19 protein-coding genes and 1 riboswitch are annotated in these 17,425 nt (G+C 64.9%); of the genes, 10 read left to right on the plus strand and 9 right to left on the minus strand.

Annotated features, from left to right (window positions below; all coding sequences use genetic code 11):
- Positions 1-128 precede the first annotated feature (128 nt).
- From ychF to XI09_RS36125, 4 genes are all read right to left on the minus strand, one after another.
- Positions 129-1,226 carry a redox-regulated ATPase YchF gene (gene ychF / locus XI09_RS36110; protein ID WP_271571139.1) on the minus strand — a complete coding sequence of 366 codons (1,098 nt, stop codon included), beginning with the start codon at positions 1,224-1,226 and terminating at the stop codon, positions 129-131.
- 121 nt (positions 1,227-1,347) lie between these two features.
- Complete coding sequence (gene pth, locus XI09_RS36115) at positions 1,348-1,953, minus strand: aminoacyl-tRNA hydrolase (RefSeq protein WP_271571140.1); 606 nt, start codon at positions 1,951-1,953, stop codon at positions 1,348-1,350.
- Positions 1,954-2,013: 60 nt separating this feature from the next.
- Positions 2,014-2,736 (minus strand): 50S ribosomal protein L25/general stress protein Ctc, encoded by a 723-nt coding sequence (locus XI09_RS36120; RefSeq protein ID WP_271571141.1) that lies wholly within the window; start codon positions 2,734-2,736, stop codon positions 2,014-2,016.
- A gap of 257 nt (positions 2,737-2,993) precedes the next feature.
- Complete coding sequence (locus tag XI09_RS36125; protein WP_271571142.1) at positions 2,994-3,257, minus strand: accessory factor UbiK family protein; 264 nt, start codon at positions 3,255-3,257, stop codon at positions 2,994-2,996.
- 166 nt (positions 3,258-3,423) lie between these two features.
- On the opposite strand from XI09_RS36125, the gene XI09_RS36130 reads away from it, so the two are divergent.
- The 8 genes from XI09_RS36130 to XI09_RS36165 all read left to right on the plus strand — a co-directional run bounded on the left by XI09_RS36130 (position 3,424) and on the right by XI09_RS36165 (position 11,153).
- The gene (locus XI09_RS36130) at positions 3,424-4,155 is read left to right on the plus strand and encodes a dienelactone hydrolase family protein (RefSeq protein WP_271571143.1); all 732 of its coding nucleotides are present in this window, start codon (positions 3,424-3,426) and stop codon (positions 4,153-4,155) included.
- 14 nt (positions 4,156-4,169) lie between these two features.
- A complete protein-coding gene (gene lgt / locus XI09_RS36135; protein WP_271571144.1) occupies positions 4,170-5,015 on the plus strand; it encodes a prolipoprotein diacylglyceryl transferase in 846 nt (281 codons plus the stop codon).
- Between the two features lie 21 nt (positions 5,016-5,036).
- Entirely contained in the window at positions 5,037-6,152 is a 1,116-nt protein-coding gene (locus XI09_RS36140; protein ID WP_271571145.1) for a class I SAM-dependent methyltransferase, read from the plus strand.
- A complete protein-coding gene (gene pgeF / locus XI09_RS36145) occupies positions 6,152-6,919 on the plus strand; it encodes a peptidoglycan editing factor PgeF (protein ID WP_271571146.1) in 768 nt (255 codons plus the stop codon). Before XI09_RS36140 ends, pgeF begins: the two co-directional genes overlap by 1 nt.
- 186 nt (positions 6,920-7,105) lie before the next feature.
- A complete protein-coding gene (locus tag XI09_RS36150) occupies positions 7,106-7,720 on the plus strand; it encodes a hypothetical protein (RefSeq protein ID WP_271571147.1) in 615 nt (204 codons plus the stop codon).
- 194 nt (positions 7,721-7,914) lie between these two features.
- A complete protein-coding gene (locus XI09_RS36155; RefSeq protein WP_271571148.1) occupies positions 7,915-8,868 on the plus strand; it encodes a ribose-phosphate pyrophosphokinase in 954 nt (317 codons plus the stop codon).
- Between the two features lie 225 nt (positions 8,869-9,093).
- Entirely contained in the window at positions 9,094-10,122 is a 1,029-nt protein-coding gene (locus XI09_RS36160) for a putative zinc-binding metallopeptidase (protein WP_271571149.1), read from the plus strand.
- Positions 10,119-11,153 carry a D-alanine--D-alanine ligase family protein gene (locus XI09_RS36165; RefSeq protein WP_271571150.1) on the plus strand — a complete coding sequence of 345 codons (1,035 nt, stop codon included), beginning with the start codon at positions 10,119-10,121 and terminating at the stop codon, positions 11,151-11,153. The genes XI09_RS36160 and XI09_RS36165 overlap by 4 nt, the downstream gene beginning before the upstream one ends.
- A 92-nt stretch (positions 11,154-11,245) precedes the next feature.
- Here the strand turns inward: XI09_RS36165 and XI09_RS36170 are convergent, their stop codons facing one another.
- Positions 11,246-11,806: a 6,7-dimethyl-8-ribityllumazine synthase gene (locus XI09_RS36170; RefSeq protein WP_271571151.1), complete on the minus strand. Its 561-nt coding sequence runs from the start codon at positions 11,804-11,806 to the stop codon at positions 11,246-11,248.
- Positions 11,807-11,882: 76 nt separating this feature from the next.
- Positions 11,883-12,058, minus strand: a riboswitch (FMN riboswitch).
- A 464-nt stretch (positions 12,059-12,522) separates the two neighbouring features.
- On the opposite strand from XI09_RS36170, the gene XI09_RS36175 reads away from it, so the two are divergent.
- Both XI09_RS36175 and proC read left to right on the plus strand, forming a co-directional pair.
- The gene (locus tag XI09_RS36175) at positions 12,523-13,023 is read left to right on the plus strand and encodes a YbjN domain-containing protein (protein WP_092189808.1); all 501 of its coding nucleotides are present in this window, start codon (positions 12,523-12,525) and stop codon (positions 13,021-13,023) included.
- A gap of 157 nt (positions 13,024-13,180) precedes the next feature.
- The gene (proC, locus tag XI09_RS36180) at positions 13,181-14,053 is read left to right on the plus strand and encodes a pyrroline-5-carboxylate reductase (RefSeq protein ID WP_271571287.1); all 873 of its coding nucleotides are present in this window, start codon (positions 13,181-13,183) and stop codon (positions 14,051-14,053) included.
- 105 nt (positions 14,054-14,158) lie between these two features.
- Here proC and XI09_RS36185 read toward each other — a convergent pair whose 3' ends face one another.
- From XI09_RS36185 to XI09_RS36200, 4 genes are all read right to left on the minus strand, one after another.
- Positions 14,159-14,563, minus strand: coding sequence for a thioesterase family protein (locus tag XI09_RS36185; protein WP_271571152.1), 405 nt, complete (start codon positions 14,561-14,563; stop codon positions 14,159-14,161).
- A 190-nt stretch (positions 14,564-14,753) separates the two neighbouring features.
- Entirely contained in the window at positions 14,754-14,957 is a 204-nt protein-coding gene (locus XI09_RS36190) for a tautomerase family protein (RefSeq protein WP_008144861.1), read from the minus strand.
- Between the two features lie 117 nt (positions 14,958-15,074).
- A complete protein-coding gene (gene hisS / locus XI09_RS36195; RefSeq protein ID WP_271571153.1) occupies positions 15,075-16,616 on the minus strand; it encodes a histidine--tRNA ligase in 1,542 nt (513 codons plus the stop codon).
- A gap of 190 nt (positions 16,617-16,806) precedes the next feature.
- Positions 16,807-17,331 carry a YegJ family protein gene (locus XI09_RS36200; RefSeq protein WP_271571154.1) on the minus strand — a complete coding sequence of 175 codons (525 nt, stop codon included), beginning with the start codon at positions 17,329-17,331 and terminating at the stop codon, positions 16,807-16,809.
- Positions 17,332-17,425: the final 94 nt, after the last annotated feature.

The raw sequence follows: 17,425 nt of genomic DNA on the forward strand, positions 1-17,425 counted from the left end.
GCAGCCGCCTTGACTGCCGAGCACGATGCCGCACACTTACAGCCGATCGGCCCCCTTGACAGACAAGACGGTAGATCAGCGCTTCGCTTGTCCAGGACGACGTCGGAGGAAAATCGCGCCGACGTCTCTTACGTATTGAACCTAAAGTGCATCACGTCGCCGTCGGCGACGACGTATTCCTTGCCTTCGAGCCGCAGCTTGCCGACATCGCGGGCGCCGGCTTCGCCGCCGAGCGCGACGTAGTCGTCATACGCGATCGTCTCGGCGCGGATGAAGCCTTTCTCGAAATCGGTGTGGATCACCCCGGCCGCACCCGGCGCCTTGGTGCCGCGATGGATGGTCCAGGCACGCGCTTCCTTCGGGCCCACCGTGAAATAGGTGATGAGGTCGAGCAGCGTGTAGCCGGCGCGGATCAGGCGGTCGAGGCCGGCCTCTTCGAGACCCAGCGTCTCCAGGAAGTCGGCGCGTTCTTCACGCGAAATGGTGGCGATCTCGGATTCGATCTTGGCGGAGATGACGACGGCGACGGCGCCTTCCTTGGCAGCCTGCTCCTGCACCGCCTTCGAGAACGAATTGCCTGTCGCGGCCGAGGCTTCCTCGACGTTGCAGACATAGAGCACGGGCTTGGACGACAGCAGGCCGAGCATGCCGAAGGCACGCTCCTCCTCCGCCTTGCGCTCGACGAGGCGTGCGGGCTTGCCCTCGCGCAGCAGCACCAGCGTGCGGTTGACGAGGTCGAGCTGCTCCTTGGCGTCCTTGTCGTTGCCCTTGGCCTTCTTGGTGAGGTTGTCGACGCGCTTCTCGAGGCTGTCGAGGTCGGCGAGCATCAGCTCGGTCTCGATGGTCTCGATGTCGGCGAGCGGGGCGATCTTGCCCTCGACATGGGTGATGTCGGAATCTTCAAAGCAGCGCACGACATGCGCGATGGCATCGACCTCGCGGATGTTGGCGAGGAACTGGTTGCCGAGGCCCTCGCCCTTGGAGGCGCCGCGCACGAGACCGGCGATGTCGACGAAGGTCAGCCGGGTCGGAATGATCTGGCCGGACTTGGCGACCGCCGCGAGCTTGTCGAGCCGCGGATCGGGCACGGCGACTTCGCCGACATTCGGCTCGATGGTGCAGAACGGATAGTTCGCGGCCTGCGCCGCGGCCGTCTCGGTCAGCGCATTGAACAAGGTCGACTTGCCGACATTGGGCAATCCGACGATCCCGCATTTGAATCCCATGGTCGTCCTCTATCCGTATTCGTCATGGCCGGGCTTGACCCGGCCATCCACGCCTTAATGCGCGGAACGAAGATCGTGGATGCCCGGGACAAGCCCGGGCATGACGGAGAGAACAGCGACGTTATTCCTTGCCGTTCTCGTCCTTGGTCAAAAATCCCTTCGCCTGCATGGCAAGATGCACCCTGTTGGCGAAGGTCGCGTCCGTGCCCTTGGCGATCAGCGCGGCGTGCTCGGCGACCGCGTCGCAGAGCGTCGCCACCCAGTCGTTGTCAGCCTTGGCGAAGTCCGACAGCACGTGGCCGTGCACCAGTTCCTTGACGCCGGGATGACCGATGCCGAGCCTGACGCGGCGGTAGTCGTTGCCGATATGCGCCGAGATCGAGCGCAGACCGTTGTGGCCGGCGATGCCGCCGCCGACCTTCACCCGCACCTTGCCCGGCGGCAGTTCGAGCTCGTCGTGGAACACGGTGACGTCGCCTAGCGCGATCTTGAAGAAGCCTGCCGCCTCCTGAACGCTGCGGCCGGACTCGTTCATGTAGGTCATCGGCTTGAGCAGGATCACGCGCTCGGTGCCGAGCGCACCTTCCGAGGTCTCGCCCTGAAACCTGCGGCGCCATGGCGAGAAACCATGACGCCGCGCGATCTCGTCGACGGCCATGAAGCCGATATTGTGCCGGTTACGTGCGTATTTCGCGCCGGGATTGCCGAGCCCAACAAAGAGTCGCATGACGCGGCGCGCCCCTCGCTCGGCGCGCGATCAGGGACCGCGCGCCAGCTCTTTAAGAGATTACTTCTTCTTGTCGCCGCCGGCGGGAGCCTTGGCAGCCGCTGCCGGAGCAGCAGCAGCCGGAGCAGCCGCACCAGCCGCCGGAGCAGCAGCGCCCGCAGCCGGAGCCGCACCACCAGCCGCGGCCGCAGCAGCAGCCTTCTGCTCTTCGGCGTAGCCGGACGGCGGCACGATGGTGACGAGGGTCGCGTCCTCGCGGGTCAGCGCCTTCACGCCGGCCGGCAGCTTGACGTCCGACAGATGCAGCGAGTGACCGATTTCGAGCGAGCCGACGTCGGCCTCGATGTACTGCGGGATGCTCTCGACACCGCATTCGAGCTCGATCGCGTGGGCGACGATGTTGACGGTGCCGCCGCGCTTCACGCCCGGGGAGGCTTCCGACTTCACCACGTGCAAGGGCACGCTGATACGGATGGTGGCGCCTTCGCCGAGCCGCATGAAGTCGACATGGATCGGGAAGTCCTTGACCGGATCAAGGTGGTAGTCGCGCGGAATCACGCGGTGCTTCTTGCCCTCGAGGTCGATATCGACCAGCGTGGTCAGGAACCGGCCGGCGAGGATGCGCTGGCGCAGTTCGCGATCTTCAATCGAGATCGTCACCGGGGGCTGGTTGTTACCATAGATCACTCCGGGCACTCTCCCGGCGCGACGCTCAGCCCGGGCGGCCCCCTTGCCGCTCTTCGGACGTGCGGTCGCCTTCAATTCCTTGACGGTCGTCGCCATAACGTTAAGTCCTTGTTTTTGCAAAAGTTAATGGGCCGCAGCGCGGCCCATGGCATAGTTCGCAGCAAGCCTCCAGGGGTGCGGGGGCCGCGAACGTGGCGGGCTTTTACCCGGAAGACGCGGAAATGACAAGGAGAATGGGCCCCTGTCATGCCCGGGCTTGACCCGGGCATCCATCACCTAAACGGACCTTTCGAAGGGGATGGATGGCCGGGTCAAGCCCGGTCATGACGAGCGGAGGCAGCCCCCGCCGATCTTCACGCCGGCCCTACCCCCCCGAGCTTCGCCTCCAGCGCCACGATGCGCGCCTTCAGGGCCTCGTTCTCCTCACGCGCCAGGCGGGCCATGTCCTTGACCGCCTCGAACTCCTCGCGCTTGACGAGGTCCATGTCGCGCAGGAATTTCTCGGCCTGGGTCCGCATCACCGTGTCGAACTCGCGCTTGACGCCCTGGGCCGCACCGGCGGCGTCGTTCATCAGGCGGCCGATCTCGTCGAAAAACCGGTTGTTGGTCTGGGTCATTTCGGCCTCCTGGCGGCTCCGATAAACTTTGCGCGAACTCTCGGAAACACAATGGCAATCCTATTGGGCCGGTTCAAGGGCCGATCGGCGGTATCCTTGTCATGCCCCGGTTTCCTTGCAATCGTATTCAACGTCCCGGCATAAGAAGAATCACAAGGCGCACGAGATGATCGACCAGCAGATCGCGATTCCCACCAGGGACGGCCACACCGCAACCTTCATCACCCATCCCGAACGTGGGGGGCCGTTTCCGGTCATCCTGTTCTACATGGACGCGCCGGCGATCCGCGAAGAGCTGCGCGACATGGCGCGCCGGCTCGCGACATCAGGCTATTACGTGATGCTGCCGAACCTCTATTACCGCTCCGGCGTGATGGAGCTCGGCGCGCTGCCGACTGACCCGAACGCACCGGAGCGCAAGCGCATGTTCGCACTGATGGGCTCGCTTACGATCCCCATGATCATGGACGACACAAGCGCGCTGCTCACCTATGCGGAGGGCCAGGCCGCCGCGAACACGAAGATGGTCGGCACCGTCGGCTACTGCATGAGCGGCCGCTACGCCGTCAACGCCGCCACGCATTTCCCCGATCGCGTCAAGGCCGCCGCCTCGGTCTATGGCACGCAGCTCGCGACGGACCAGGACGACAGCCCGCATCTCGCTGGCGGCAAGACCAGGGCCGAGCTCTATTTCGCCTGCGCCGAGACCGATATCTACGCGCCCACGGAGATCATCGAGAAGGTCAAGCAGGGCATGAGCGGCGCCAAAGCCGAGGTCGAGATCTATCCCGGCACGCATCACGGCTTCGCCTTCCCCAAGCGCCCGGCCTATGACCGCGACGCCGCCGAGCGGCATTGGGAGCGGCTGCTGGCGCTCTATCGCCGCAATCTCGTCTAGACATAGAAGGCGTGATGCCCTTTCTGCTCATCGACTTTCCCGCCTTCAAGCCGATCGCACTCGAGATCGGCCCGTTCGCGATCCGCTGGTACGCGCTGGCCTATATCTGCGGCATCGTGTTCGGCTGGCTCTATGCGCGCTCGCTCCTGAAGAACGAGCGTTTATGGGGCGGGCCGGCGCCGATCTCGCTGGTGCAGGTCGACGACTTCATCCTGTGGGTCACGCTCGGCATCATCCTGGGCGGCCGCACCGGCTACGTGCTGTTCTACAATCTGCCCTTCTTCATCGATCACCCCGCCGCGATCTTCAGATTGTGGGAGGGCGGCATGTCGTTCCATGGCGGCTTCCTCGGCTGCGTCGTCGCGGTGATGTGGTTCGCCTATCGCAACGGCATCCCGATCCTGTCGCTCGGCGACATCACCACCGCGGTCGCGCCGGTCGGGCTGCTGCTCGGGCGCATCGCCAATTTCATCAATGGCGAATTGTGGGGCCGCGCCACCGATGCGAGCCTGCCCTGGGCGATGATCTTCCCCAACGACCCGACACATCTGCCGCGCCATCCGAGCCAGCTCTATGAGGCCGGCATGGAGGGCATTTTGCTGTTCACGGTGCTTGCGATCATGATCCGCCTCGGCGCCCTGAAGCGACCCGGCATGATCCTCGGCGCCTTCATCCTGATCTATGGTCTGACCCGGATAGCCGGCGAGCATTTCCGCGAGCCGGACGTCCAGCTCGGCTACCTCTGGGGCGGGTTAACCATGGGCATGCTGTTGTCGATCCCGATGCTTATTGTAGGCCTCATACTTATTGTATTGGCTATCAGGCGCGGTGCGCCGAGGCCCATCGGGGCTATCAGTTAATTCCTTTCGAGAAGATGGGCCGTGACCGAACAGCTGCTACTCAACGAGATCAAGGCGCTGATCAAATCCTCGGGCCCCATGCCGGTCTGGCGGTACATGGAACTGTGCCTGATGCACCCGCGCTACGGCTATTACGTCTCGCGCGATCCGCTCGGGCGTGAAGGCGACTTCACCACCGCGCCCGAGGTCAGCCAGATGTTCGGCGAGCTGCTGGGACTGTGGACCGCCTCGGTGTGGAAGCAGATGGGCTCGCCGCAATTTTTGCGGCTGATCGAGCTCGGCCCCGGCCGCGGTACCATGATGGCGGACGCGCTGCGCGCGCTCCGCGTGCTGCCGCCGCTCTACCAGGCGCTTCATATCCACCTGGTCGAGGTCAATCCCGTCCTGCGCGAACGGCAGAGTGCGATGCTGTCGGGCGTGCGCAACATCGCCTGGCACGACAGCATCGACGACGTGCCCGAAGGCCCGAGCATCATCCTCGCCAACGAATATTTCGACGTGCTGCCGATCCACCAGATGGTGAAGCGCGAGAACGGCTGGCACGAGCGCGTGATCGAGATCGATCCCAACGGCAAGCTTCAGTTCGGCGCAGCCGCCGAGCCGACGCCGCGCTTCGACGTGCTGCTGCCGCCCCTGGTGCGCGCAGCTCCCGTCGGCGCCGTGTTCGAATGGCGTCCCGACAGCGAGGTCATGAAGCTCGCCACGCGCGTGCGCGACCAGGACGGTGCGGCGCTGATCATCGATTACGGCCATTTGCGCAGCGATGCCGGCGACACCTTCCAGGCGATCGCGCGCCACACCTTCACCGATCCCTTGAAGGCGCCTGGCCAGGCCGACGTCACCGCCCATGTCGACTTCCAGGCGCTGGCGCGCGCGGCCGAGGATGTCGGCGCCCGCGTGCACGGGCCGGTGACGCAGGGCGATTTCCTCAAGCGCGTCGGCATCGACACCCGCGCGGCCGCCTTGATGCAGAAGGCGACGCCAGAGGTCGCCACCGACATTTCGGTGGCGCTGAAGCGACTGACCGACACCGGGCGCAGCGGCATGGGCTCGATGTTCAAGGTACTCGGCATCTCCGAGCCGCGGCTGTCAGGCCTTGCCGGCCTCAGCGATCTCGAACACGCCGGAGGGAACTGATGACTCTCGCTTCGTCACTGCTGTCGGCGGTGCCAGGCCTGCGCCATTCCTTCTTCACCCGTGAAGGCGGCGTCTCCGGCGGCATCTATTCCGCGCTGAATGGCGGGCTCGGCTCCCACGACGATCAGGCCCTCGTCGCGGAGAACCGCCGCCGCATGGCCGAGCATGTCGGCGTGGCGCCGGAACGCTTCCTCAGCCTGCACCAGATCCATTCGCCCGACGTGCTGGTTGCCGAGACGCCGTGGCCGAGCGGGCCGCGGCCGAAGGGCGACGCGCTGGTGACCAAGACGCCCGGCATCGCGCTCGGCGTCTCCACCGCCGATTGCGGGCCGGTGCTGTTCGTCGATCCCAATGCGCGCGTGATCGGCGGTGCCCATGCCGGCTGGAAAGGCGCGCTGACCGGCGTGCTGGAGGCGACGATCTCGGCGATGGAAAAGCTCGGCGCCACGCGCGGCGGCATCATCGCCGCGATCGGCCCGCTGATCCGGCAGGAGAGCTATGAAGTCGGCAACGAGTTCGTGGCGCGCTTCATCGAGGCGGACGCGGAGAACGCGATGTTCTTCATCCCGTCGGTGCGCGAGGGCCACGCGATGTTCGACCTCGCCGGCTTCATCCGGACGCGGCTGGAGGCCGCCGGCATCCTGATGATCGACGATCTCGGCCTCGACACCTACGCCGACGAGCGCTTCTTCAGCTATCGCCGCTCGGTGCATCGCAAGGAGCCGGACTACGGCCGGCACGTCCACGCGATCGCGCTCGAAGCGTGAACACAGAGGCAACACGCCGTCATTCCGGGGCTCGCGAAGCGAAAACCCGGAATCCATCATGCAGCAACTTATGCGGAGAAATGGATTCCGGGTTCGCACCAAGTGGGCGCGCCCCGGAATGACAGTGGGATGTGGCGCGCCCGCCCTAGACCTTAATCGATTTTAACGATATCGCTGCCCTCCATAATGAGGGACGCGTCATCCATCTTGCGCCGCGCGGGTTCGCGCGTGCTGGCGGTCATGCTGCTGGCAGCGGCGGCCGCACTTGGCGGCTGCGCCGGCGGCGGTGGTGCCGCCAATTCCTATGCGATGGCGCCAAGCGCCGGCTCCGGGGCGACGGTGGCCTTCGAATCGATCGACGGGCCGCCGCCGCAGGTGTTCGACCGCATGGTCGGCGTGCTCGACAGCGAATCCAAGCTGCGCAGCCTGTCCGTGGTCTCCCGCGAGGGGACGGCCGCCTATCGCGTGCGGAGCTACCTCTCCGCCCAGATCGTGCGCGGCAGGACCGTGATCGCCTGGGTCTGGGACGTCTACGACGCCAACCAGCAGCGGGCGCTGCGCCTCTCCGGCGAGGAACCGACCTCCGCCAAGGGTGGCCGCGATCCCTGGCAAGCTGCCGACGACCTGGTGTTGCGGAAGATCGCCCAGGCCGGATTCAGCGGACTTTCCAACATGATCAACGGCACGCCGGAGGCGCCGGGCGCCGCTCCCGGCCTGCGGGGACCTGCGGTGGCAAGCGTCACCCCGGAGGCTCCGGCACCCGAGATGCCGGCCTCGGCGCTCGGCTACGCCGAGCGATAACCCCCGCTAAACCACGGCCTCAAGTTGCGGCCAAACCGTTGGCCCGACTCAGGATTTTCAAAGGGAAAACGTAGCATCCCGGGTTGCCATTGCAGCCCCCGGCCTGATATTTCCTCGCCCGTCGTAACCGTGCTTCAAGTGGGTATTCCCAGATGTTGAACGTCCTATCCAGCAAAGCGCGGGAGGAAGCGTCCATGTCGGCCAAGAACGGCTCCATCAAGCTTGTCGCCGGCAACTCCAATCCGGCACTCGCCCAGGCCATCGCGCAAGGCCTCGACCTGCCGCTGACCAAAGCGGTGGTCCGGCGCTTCGCCGACATGGAGATCTTCGTCGAGATCCAGGAGAACGTCCGCGGCTCGGATGCCTTCATCATCCAGTCGACCTCGTACCCGGCGAACGACCATCTGATGGAGCTGCTGATCATCACCGACGCGCTGCGCCGCTCCTCGGCGCGCCGCATCACCGCGGTGCTGCCCTATTTCGGCTACGCCCGGCAGGACCGCAAATCGGGCTCGCGCACGCCGATCTCGGCCAAGCTCGTCGCCAACCTGATCACGCAGGCCGGCGTCGACCGCGTCATGACGCTCGACCTGCATGCCGGCCAGATCCAGGGCTTCTTCGACATCCCGACCGACAATCTCTACGCGGCGCCGCTGATGGTGCGCGACATCAAGGACAAGTTCGACCTCTCCAAGACGATGGTGATCTCGCCCGACGTCGGCGGCGTGGCCCGCGCGCGGGGCCTTGCCAAGCGCATCAACACTCCGCTCGCCATCGTCGACAAGCGCCGCGAGCGGCCGGGTGAGTCCGAGGTCATGAACGTGATCGGTGACGTCGCCGGCTACACCTGTATCCTGGTCGACGACATCGTGGACTCCGGCGGCACGCTGGTGAACGCGGCCGATGCGCTGATCGCCAAGGGCGCCAAGGACGTCTACGCCTACATCACTCACGGCGTGCTCTCCGGCGGCGCGGCCGCCCGTATCACCAACTCCAAGCTGAAGGAGCTCGTGATCACCGACTCGATCCTGCCGACGGACGCGGTGAGCAAGGCGCCGAACATCCGCACGCTGCCGATCGCCAGCCTGATCTCGGACGCGATCGCGCGCACCGCGGCGGAAGAGTCGGTGTCGAGCCTGTTCGATTAATCCATTTACGCCGTCACGATCGTAGGGTGGGCAAAGGCGCAACGCGCCGTGCCCACCTTTTTTATTGCCATGACGGTCATGGGCAATGATCGGGCACGCTTCGCTTTGCCCCACCCTTCCGGCTCGCGCTCCGACTGCGCCGCAGCACAAGCCCCACGGGTTGTTGCCAACCACGGCCCATGACATCATCCAGACGCCGAGTCATCTCTGCCCTCTGGATGCCCGATGCCACGCCGGAAATTTGCCTGGGAAAAGCTGTCGGATGAGCAGTTGCTCACGCAACGCCTCAGCAGCCTGAGGGTTACGGTCGAAGGTACCTGGCTCGAGGATTGCGTCGGCACGCTCCACGAGGAGCTGGAAGAGCGGGGCATCCGGCTGCGGCCGCACACATGGATCTCGAGCGAATGGTTCAGTCCGGGAGATGTGCCCGGCATCGCCATCCCGTTCTATCTCGCCCATCCCCGCCTGATGAAGCTCGAGAAGAGGATGATGTTCGACGTCGAGGGCGGAACCTGGCGCGAGTGCATGGCCATCCTCCGTCACGAGGCAGGCCATGCCATCCAGCACGGCTATCAGTTGCAGCGCCGCCGGCGCTGGCAGCAGCTGTTCGGCCCATCGTCAAAGCACTATCCGCGCTACTACCGGCCCAATCCGGCGAGCCGGCGCTATGTCCAGCATCTTCGGCTCTGGTACGCGCAGAGCCATCCTGACGAAGACTTCGCCGAAACCTTTGCGGTGTGGCTGCGGCCGCGTTCGAACTGGCGGACACGATATGCCGGCTGGCCGGCGCTGAAGAAGCTCGAATATGTTGACGAACTGATGGGCGAGATCGCAGGCAAGCGGCCGCTTATCACGACACGCGAGCGTGTCGACCCGTTGAGCAGGCTCGGCCAGACGCTCGACGACCACTACAAGAAGAAGCAGGCGTTCTACGCCTTCACGCCGCCGAAGACCTACGACCGCGACCTCTCGAGGCTGTTTTCCGCCGATCCACGGCACTCTCGGTCAAAGCCCGCTTCGAGCCTGATCAGGCGACACCGCGCCCAGATCAGGCAATTGGTCGCGCGGTGGACCGGCGAGAACCAGCTCACGCTCGATGCCGTGCTTGACGACATGATCTCCCGCTGCCGCGAGCTCGATCTGCGCGCCGTCGGCCCCGAACAGAAGCTCGTTCTCGATTTCACCGTCCTCGTGACCGCCAAGACGATGCACGCGCTGTTTGGCCCGTCTCGGCGCAAATGGATCGCGCTATGAGACGCTTGCGCATTCTGGTCCTGATGCATCCGGACTTCATGCCTCCGGACTCAAGCGACGGATACACCGCGCAGGAAATCAACGCGTGGAAAACGGAATACGACGTGGTGAGCACCTTGCGCGCGGCCGGCCACGAGGTGCGCGCCCTCGGCGCGCAGGACGAAATCAAGCCGGTGCGCGAGGCGATCGAAGAGTTCAAGCCGCACGTGGTTTTCACGTTGCTGGAGGAATTCCACAACAACGTCGCCTACGACCAGCACATCGCCAGCTATCTCGAGCTGATGAAGGTCCCCTATACCGGGTGCAATCCGCGCGGCCTGATCCTGGCGCGCGGCAAGGATTTGTCCAAGACGCTGGTGCATCACCGCCGGATCGCGGCGCCGGCCTTCGCCGTCTTCCCGATGCGCCGCAAGGTGAAACGCCCGACGCGCCTTGCGCTGCCGCTGATCGTCAAGAGCCTGAACATGGACGGGTCCTTCGGCATCTCGCAGGCATCGATCGTCGATACCGACGAGAAGCTCGCGGAACGGGTCGCCTTCATCCACGAGCGCGTCGAATCCGCCGCGATCGCCGAGCAGTTCATCGAGGGGCGCGAGCTCTATGTCGGCGTGCTCGGCAACAACCGGCTGCGCGTCCTGCCGGTCTGGGAACTGAAGTTCGGCAGCATGGGCGGACGCAGTTCACGGCACATCGCCACGGAGAAAGCCAAGCACGACACCGACTATCAGGAGAAGGTCGGCATCGTCGACGGGCCGGCGAAGGACCTCGCGCCCGAAGTCACCGCGCGCATCCAGCGCGCCGCGAAGCGCATCTACCGGGCGCTTGGCCTCGACGGCTACGCGCGTATCGATTTTCGACTCGCCGCCGACGGCACGCCGTATTTCATCGAAGCCAATCCCAACCCCGAGATCGCCAAGAGCCAGGAATTCGCCACGGCGGCTCAACATGCCGGGCTCAAATATCCGGATCTCCTGCAGCGCATCCTGACGCTCGGGATCAGCCGGGCGAAGGCGGGCGTGTCGTTGGGGTGACGGCAAGATGGCAGCGATCGTAGAGTAGCCCCTCATCCTTCGAGACGCTCTGCGCGCTCTTTGGGATGAGGGGTGATGGTCGTTGCGCTGCGTTACACAATCCCCGCCGCGACCTGGCCGCGCAAGCGCTCCAGACCGAGCAGCGTGTTGGCGCAGGCTTCTGCGACCTCGACGCCCTTGATCGCAAAATGCCTGCGGAAGAAATCGTAGTGCACCTCGGTCTCGTGGAATTGCTGCGGCGTCAGCACCGCGGAGAACACCGGCACCTCGGTGCGGAGCTGCACGTCCATCAACGCCTTGATCACGGTGTCGGCGACGAATTCGTGGCGATAGATGCCGCCGTCGACGACGAGGCCGGCCGCGACGATCGCGGTGTAGCGCCGCGTCTTGGCGAGGATCTGCGCGTGCAGCGGGATCTCGAACGAGCCCGGCACCTCGAACACGTCGACATGGGTGAGGTGGCGCGCCTCGGCCTCCTTCATGAAGGCGATGCGGGCCTCCTCGACCACGTTGCGGTGCCAGCAGGCCTGCACGAAGGCCACCCGCTGCGGCTTTGCAAAACGCGGATGCTCGATTGCCGGCGGGTCCACGGGAACCGGCGGTTGGGTTGTCTCGGCAGTTTCAGCTTGGGGATCTTGCAACATCTGATTCATGGCTTTCCTCAGTTAAGGACCAGAATCAGGGCATACGGAACGACAAACAGCCGCACCTTGCGATGCGTCTGCCACCGACCGTTCTCTTTCATCCGGACTTTAACCGTCGGCTTCGGAGTCGCACCGAATCTGCTGACCCTTCCCTCTCAAGGGGTCCCCGAGGGAATCCCTGTCAAGGAGAAGGCGCTCGCGGGCTTGGGCCTTTCGGCCCTTACCGCCGGTGGGGACTTCCACCCCGCCCTGAGAACTTATCCACCCGATATGGGTGGACTATTCCGAATTATGACGAACACGGGGACGGCCAGCAAGAACCTTCCTTATGGGTACTACGCATGTGCCTATGACGTCAGGGCGAAACTCTGCGAAAATCCTGCGGGGCAGAAAATCGAACAGGGCGGGACCGATCCGGACCCGCAAGGAGGGCACCGGCACATGGAACGCAGCAAGGCAGGTCGATCCGATTCCGGTTTGTTCTCCTCCGTTAAGAATTGTGGCGGAGATGAGCTGTGGACGAACGAGTCCTGACTTGTGGACGGACTCGGCAGCCAGTTGCGCAGATTCCGCAAATCACATCAGTTGATCCGCGACAAGCCCGCGCTGATCCCGGGATCGCGAGAGCGACTCCGAGGGGATCGCCTCAGCGATGTTGGGGGAGCGCGCGCCGGACCAACCGCGTGCGTATCAAAGACAACAAGAAGGCAAGAGGTCGAGACGGCATGTCCCTGCTCGAAGGCGCTATCGATTCCCGAAGTCATCCGCTCGCGGTGGTCGAGGATATCGCTGCCAGCAACAACTGGCCGTTCGAACGCTCCGGCGAAGACGAACTCACGATTGTCTCGAAGGGACAATGGACCGACTACCAGCTCTCCTTCACCTGGATGGGCGGGATCGAGGCGCTGCATCTGGCCTGCGCGTTCGACATGAAGATTCCCGTCGCGCGGCGGAGCGAAGTGCAGCGGCTCGTCGCCGCCGTCAACGAGCAGTTGTGGGTCGGCCATTTCGACCTGTGGACCAACACCGGCATGGTCATGCACCGCCAGGCCCTGGTGCTGCCGGGCGGGCTGACCGCCTCGACCGCGCAATGCGAGGCCATGCTCGCCGGCGCCATCCACGCCTGCGAGCGCTACTTCCCGGCGTTCCAGTTCGTGGTGTGGGCCGGCAAGACCACGGCGGAAGCAATGGACGCGGCGATGTTCGATACGGTGGGAGAGGCGTAAGTTCTCTCGTGACGTAAGGGAGCCGCCGCTCCCTCCCCACCGTCGTCCCGGCCGAGTGCGCAATTGCGTACGGGGAGCACAGGGACCCACCGCGTGATATCGCTTAGGGCACGCGGCTTGTTGCCAACACCTGCATCCACTAGAAACATTCGTGGTTATGGGTCCCGGCCTTCGCCGGGACGACACCGAATTTGTGGTGACCACAGTGGCGAACAGCACCCTTCAAAACATCACCGGCACCATCCTTCTTGCCGGCGCCGGCAAGATGGGCGGCGCAATGCTGACCGGATGGCTGGCGGGCGGGCTCGATCCGCGCCGTGTCGCGGTGGTCGACCCGCACATCGCGCCCGAGATCACCGCGCTTGCCGCCAAGGGCGTGGCGCTCAATCCCGATGTGAATGCGGCAGGCCAGGTCGAGACCATGGTCGTCGCGGTGAAGCCGCAGATGTTCCGCGAGGCCGGTGCGAAGCTGAAGTCCTTCGTCTCGGAGAAGACCTCCGTGGTCTCGATCATGGCGGGAACCACGATCGCCTCGCTCCAGGAGGTCTGTGGCGGCGCCGTGGTGCGCGCAATGCCGAACACGCCGGCCGCGATCGGCCGCGGCATCACGGTGGCGGTTGCGGCGAAGACCGTCAGCACCACGCAGCGCGCGGTAGCCGATGCGCTGCTGCGCGCCACCGGCTCGGTCGAATGGGTCGAGGACGAGAGCCTGATGGATGCGGTGACCGCCGTGTCCGGCTCGGGGCCGGCCTATGTGTTCCTGCTCGCCGAGGAACTTGCGCGCGCCGGTGTCGAAGCGGGATTGCCCGAGGCGCTGGCGACGAAGCTCGCGCGCGAAACCGTCGCCGGCTCGGGCGAGCTGCTGCATCAATCCGAGCTTCCCTCCGGCACGCTGCGCCAGAACGTCACCTCGCCCGGCGGCACCACGGCCGCAGCGCTCGGCGTGCTGATGGCTGAGCCCGGCCTGCGCGACCTGATGATCCGCGCGATTGCGGCCGCAACGCAGCGGTCCAAGGAACTGGCGAAGTAAACAGGTGCCGTAGATGCCGTAGGGTGGGCAAAGCGAAGCGTGCCCACCACATCTATCTCGCACGCGGAGCAATGGTGGGCACGGCGCTTCGCGCCTTTGCCCACCCTACGATTTCGAGCCCGCGGCGAGCCGCTTGTTGAACATCTCGACATTGACGAGCCCACGCGCGTGGCGGCCTTCGCCGAGCTTGCGCGTGCCCTCGAACGCCTCGACCTCGAAACGGATGACGCGGCGCTCGACCGCGACCACCTTCGCGGTGGTCCGCACCGTCGCGCCAACGAGGGCGGCTGCGAGATGGCGGATGTCGACCTCGGTGCCGACGGTGACCCAGCCCGGCTGAAGCGCAGAGCGGATCGCGTCGCCCGCGGTCATCTCCATCTCGAGGATCATCATCGGCGTCGCATAGACAAAAGGCATGCCGGGCACGAAGTGCCCGACCGTGCGCTCCACTGGGACCACCAGCGTGCGCTCCGCGCTCATGCCTGTCGTGATGAAGTCGCGTGCGTCCATGGTGCTTGCTCAGTGTCGTCCCGGACAAGCGAAGCGCAGATCCGGGACCCATAGCCACAGGGAGTAGCTTGGCGAAGACTCGTAGTTAGCAGCTCGCCCGCAACCGCTCCCTGTGGTTATGGGTCCCCGCGTTCGCGGGGACGACAGTTGTGATTGCTGCTGCGACTGTGGCTACCCGCGCCAGCCGAAACTATTTCTTCGCCGCGGCCGCGCGCTCCACGAAGGTCTTGCCGCCCTTCATCTTGTGGCGAAGCGGGGCTTCGTTGATCTGGATGACCACCGCGTCGGCGTCGACGCCGAGATTCTTCACCAGTGCCTGGGTGATGTCACGCATCATGCCGGCCTTCTGTTCATCGGTGCGGCCTTCGGCCATGCTGACGGTGATCTCAGGCATTGTCTTCTCCCTGCTGCTTCGTCATGGCCGGGCTTGTCCCGGCCATCCACGTTCTTTCCCATCAAACAAGACGTGGATGCCCGGGACAAGCCCGGCCATGACGGCCTGCCGGAATGGCTATCCCCACTTTACGTCATGGCGCGCCAGCACCTCGCGCACTTTTGCGACGAGGTCGGCTTCGCTGCATGAGAATTGCGCCGGGCGGCTCTCGCGCCATTCCTGGTTGGAGGCGATCGCGGCCGCCGCTTTCGCGCCCTCGATCAGATCCTTGATCTGCAGCTCGCCGCGCGCCTTTTCATCGGAGCCCTGGATGATGACGCAAGGGCTATTGCGGCGGTCGGCATATTTGAGCTGGTTGCCCATGTTCTTGGGATTGCCGAGATAGAGCTCGGCGCGGATGCCGGCGGTGCGCAAGGACGCGACCATCTTCTGATAGTCGGCGACGCGGTCGCGGTCGAACACGGTGACGACGACGGGCCCGAACTCGGGCCGCGTGTCGAGCTTGCCGAGCAGCGTCAGCGCGGCCTGCAGCCGCGACACGCCGATGGAGAAACCGGTCGCCGGCACCGGCTCGCCGCGGAAGCGCGAGACCAGGCCGTCATAGCGGCCACCACCACCGACCGAGCCGAACCGCACGGGGCGGCCCTTCTCGTCCTTGGTGTCGAGCAGGAGTTCGACCTCGAATACCGGGCCGGTGTAATATTCCAGACCACGAACAATGGTCTGATCGATCCGAACCCGATCCCGGCCGTATCCAGAATCCTCGCAGAGATTTTTTATCGCGAGAAGTTCCTGACCACCATCCTTGAAACGTTCATTGACGGCAAGTTCATCCCAATGCTTGGGCATCGTGAACAGGATATCGCGCGAGGGGTTCTCGGTTGGCTCGGCGGGCGCTACAAACTCCAGAAGACGATTTGCGTAGACTTCATCCAGACCTGCGCCTTTCGTGAAGTCTCCCTTGCCTTCCTCTCCGCCATCCCATCGTCCAGCACCTAAGAGCTTACGCACTTCAGCAGCCGGAAACTTATCTAACTTGTCGATGGCGCGAAGTACGGTGAGCCGCCGTGCAGCATTCTCATCACCACCGAGGCCGATGCTCTCCATGACGCCGTCGAGCACCTTGCGGTTGTTCACCTTCACGACATAGGAGCCGCGCGCAATGCCAAGCGCCTCCATCGTGTCGGCCGCCATCATGCAGATCTCGGCATCCGCCGCCGGCGTCGCCGAACCGACCGTATCGGCATCGAACTGCATGAACTGGCGGAAGCGGCCGGGGCCGGGCTTCTCGTTGCGGAAGACGTAGCCGACGCGGTAGCTGCGGTAGGGCAAGACCAGAGCGTCGGTCCCGTAGCGCTCGCCGACGTAGCGGGCGAGCGGCGCGGTCAGATCGTAGCGCAGCGAGATCCACTGCTCGTCGTCGTCCTGGAACGAGAACACACCCTCGTTCGGGCGGTCCTGGTCGGGCAGGAACTTGCCCAGCGCGTCGGTGTATTCCATCGCCGGCGTCTCCACCGGCTCGAAGCCGTAGAGCTCGTACACGGCGCGGATCTTCTCGACCATCTCGCGCGTCGCCCGGATCGCGGCGGGATCGCGATCCTCGAGCCCGCGCGGCAGACGCGCCTTCAGTTTCTGGGGTTTTTTGGGTTTCTCGGCCATGCGCGGCGTTTACCAGCCGACGCGCGAGGCGGCAACCGCTGCGGCATGCCGGGAGCCCCATGGCCTGTCCAGTTCGCCGTCATTCCGGGGCGATGCGCAGCATTGAACCCGGAATCTCGAGATTCCCCGGTGCGCAACTGCGCACCTGAGGTCTGGTCCTTCGGACCATCCCGGAATGACGACCCTACCTCTACGGCTGCTCCATGCGTGCCCGGAGCGCGTCGGCGTCCGCCTTTGGCAGCGACTTCAGCGTCGGCTTGATGGTCTCCCCGCCGACGATCTTGCCGTTGCGCATGAACATCCAGTCCGAGATGTCGGCTTCGCTGAACTTGACCTCGTCGCCTGCCCGCTGGCCGGGCAGATCGCGCGGCTGGTTGGCGAAGCGGCCCGAATAGGTCCCGTCGGGCTGCTTCTTCACCTCGGCGATCCAGATGTGCTCGCCGCCTTTGCGGGTGGAAAAGCGCACTTTCAGGGCGTGCCCGGCCTCCGACGGCTTGGGCGCCTCGTACGAGGCCCAGAAGGTCGGGAGCGTGCCGCGGGCGCGTGCGATCGCGGTGTTCATCTCGGGATCGGTGGTGCGCACGTCGACGATCGGCGAGCGGTCTTGCGCTGCGACCTCGTGCGTCGGGCCGATGGTCAGGATGCCGAAAACGCAGACGCCGGTGATGGCGGCGAAAACGACCCATTTCGCGGGTTGGGAGAGTTTTGTTGCCATGATCGCGATGTCCAGGATGCTTGTTGTGTCCTGGCTTTGTCGCGTGTCCGCAGCAGCACGTTCAGTGCGCAATAGGCCACAAACGTTGCGCATT

This window comes from Bradyrhizobium sp. CCBAU 11386 (genome assembly GCF_028128955.1).
Taxonomy (GTDB): Bacteria; Pseudomonadota; Alphaproteobacteria; order Rhizobiales; family Xanthobacteraceae; genus Bradyrhizobium.

Coding starts and splice junctions, on each gene's coding strand:
- XI09_RS36200 (WP_271571154.1), bottom strand. CDS start 17,331: ATGGCAACAAAACTCTCCCAACCCGCGAAATGGGTCGTTTTCGCCGCC.
- proC (WP_271571287.1), top strand. CDS start 13,181: ATGGGTCCCGGCCTTCGCCGGGACGACACCGAATTTGTGGTGACCACA.
- XI09_RS36160 (WP_271571149.1), top strand. CDS start 9,094: ATGCCACGCCGGAAATTTGCCTGGGAAAAGCTGTCGGATGAGCAGTTG.
- XI09_RS36190 (WP_008144861.1), bottom strand. CDS start 14,957: ATGCCTGAGATCACCGTCAGCATGGCCGAAGGCCGCACCGATGAACAG.
- XI09_RS36175 (WP_092189808.1), top strand. CDS start 12,523: ATGTCCCTGCTCGAAGGCGCTATCGATTCCCGAAGTCATCCGCTCGCG.
- pth (WP_271571140.1), bottom strand. CDS start 1,953: ATGCGACTCTTTGTTGGGCTCGGCAATCCCGGCGCGAAATACGCACGT.
- lgt (WP_271571144.1), top strand. CDS start 4,170: ATGCCCTTTCTGCTCATCGACTTTCCCGCCTTCAAGCCGATCGCACTC.
- pgeF (WP_271571146.1), top strand. CDS start 6,152: ATGACTCTCGCTTCGTCACTGCTGTCGGCGGTGCCAGGCCTGCGCCAT.
- XI09_RS36170 (WP_271571151.1), bottom strand. CDS start 11,806: ATGAATCAGATGTTGCAAGATCCCCAAGCTGAAACTGCCGAGACAACC.
- hisS (WP_271571153.1), bottom strand. CDS start 16,616: ATGGCCGAGAAACCCAAAAAACCCCAGAAACTGAAGGCGCGTCTGCCG.
- XI09_RS36150 (WP_271571147.1), top strand. CDS start 7,106: ATGAGGGACGCGTCATCCATCTTGCGCCGCGCGGGTTCGCGCGTGCTG.
- XI09_RS36130 (WP_271571143.1), top strand. CDS start 3,424: ATGATCGACCAGCAGATCGCGATTCCCACCAGGGACGGCCACACCGCA.
- XI09_RS36185 (WP_271571152.1), bottom strand. CDS start 14,563: ATGGACGCACGCGACTTCATCACGACAGGCATGAGCGCGGAGCGCACG.
- XI09_RS36155 (WP_271571148.1), top strand. CDS start 7,915: ATGTCGGCCAAGAACGGCTCCATCAAGCTTGTCGCCGGCAACTCCAAT.
- XI09_RS36165 (WP_271571150.1), top strand. CDS start 10,119: ATGAGACGCTTGCGCATTCTGGTCCTGATGCATCCGGACTTCATGCCT.
- ychF (WP_271571139.1), bottom strand. CDS start 1,226: ATGGGATTCAAATGCGGGATCGTCGGATTGCCCAATGTCGGCAAGTCG.
- XI09_RS36125 (WP_271571142.1), bottom strand. CDS start 3,257: ATGACCCAGACCAACAACCGGTTTTTCGACGAGATCGGCCGCCTGATG.
- XI09_RS36120 (WP_271571141.1), bottom strand. CDS start 2,736: ATGGCGACGACCGTCAAGGAATTGAAGGCGACCGCACGTCCGAAGAGC.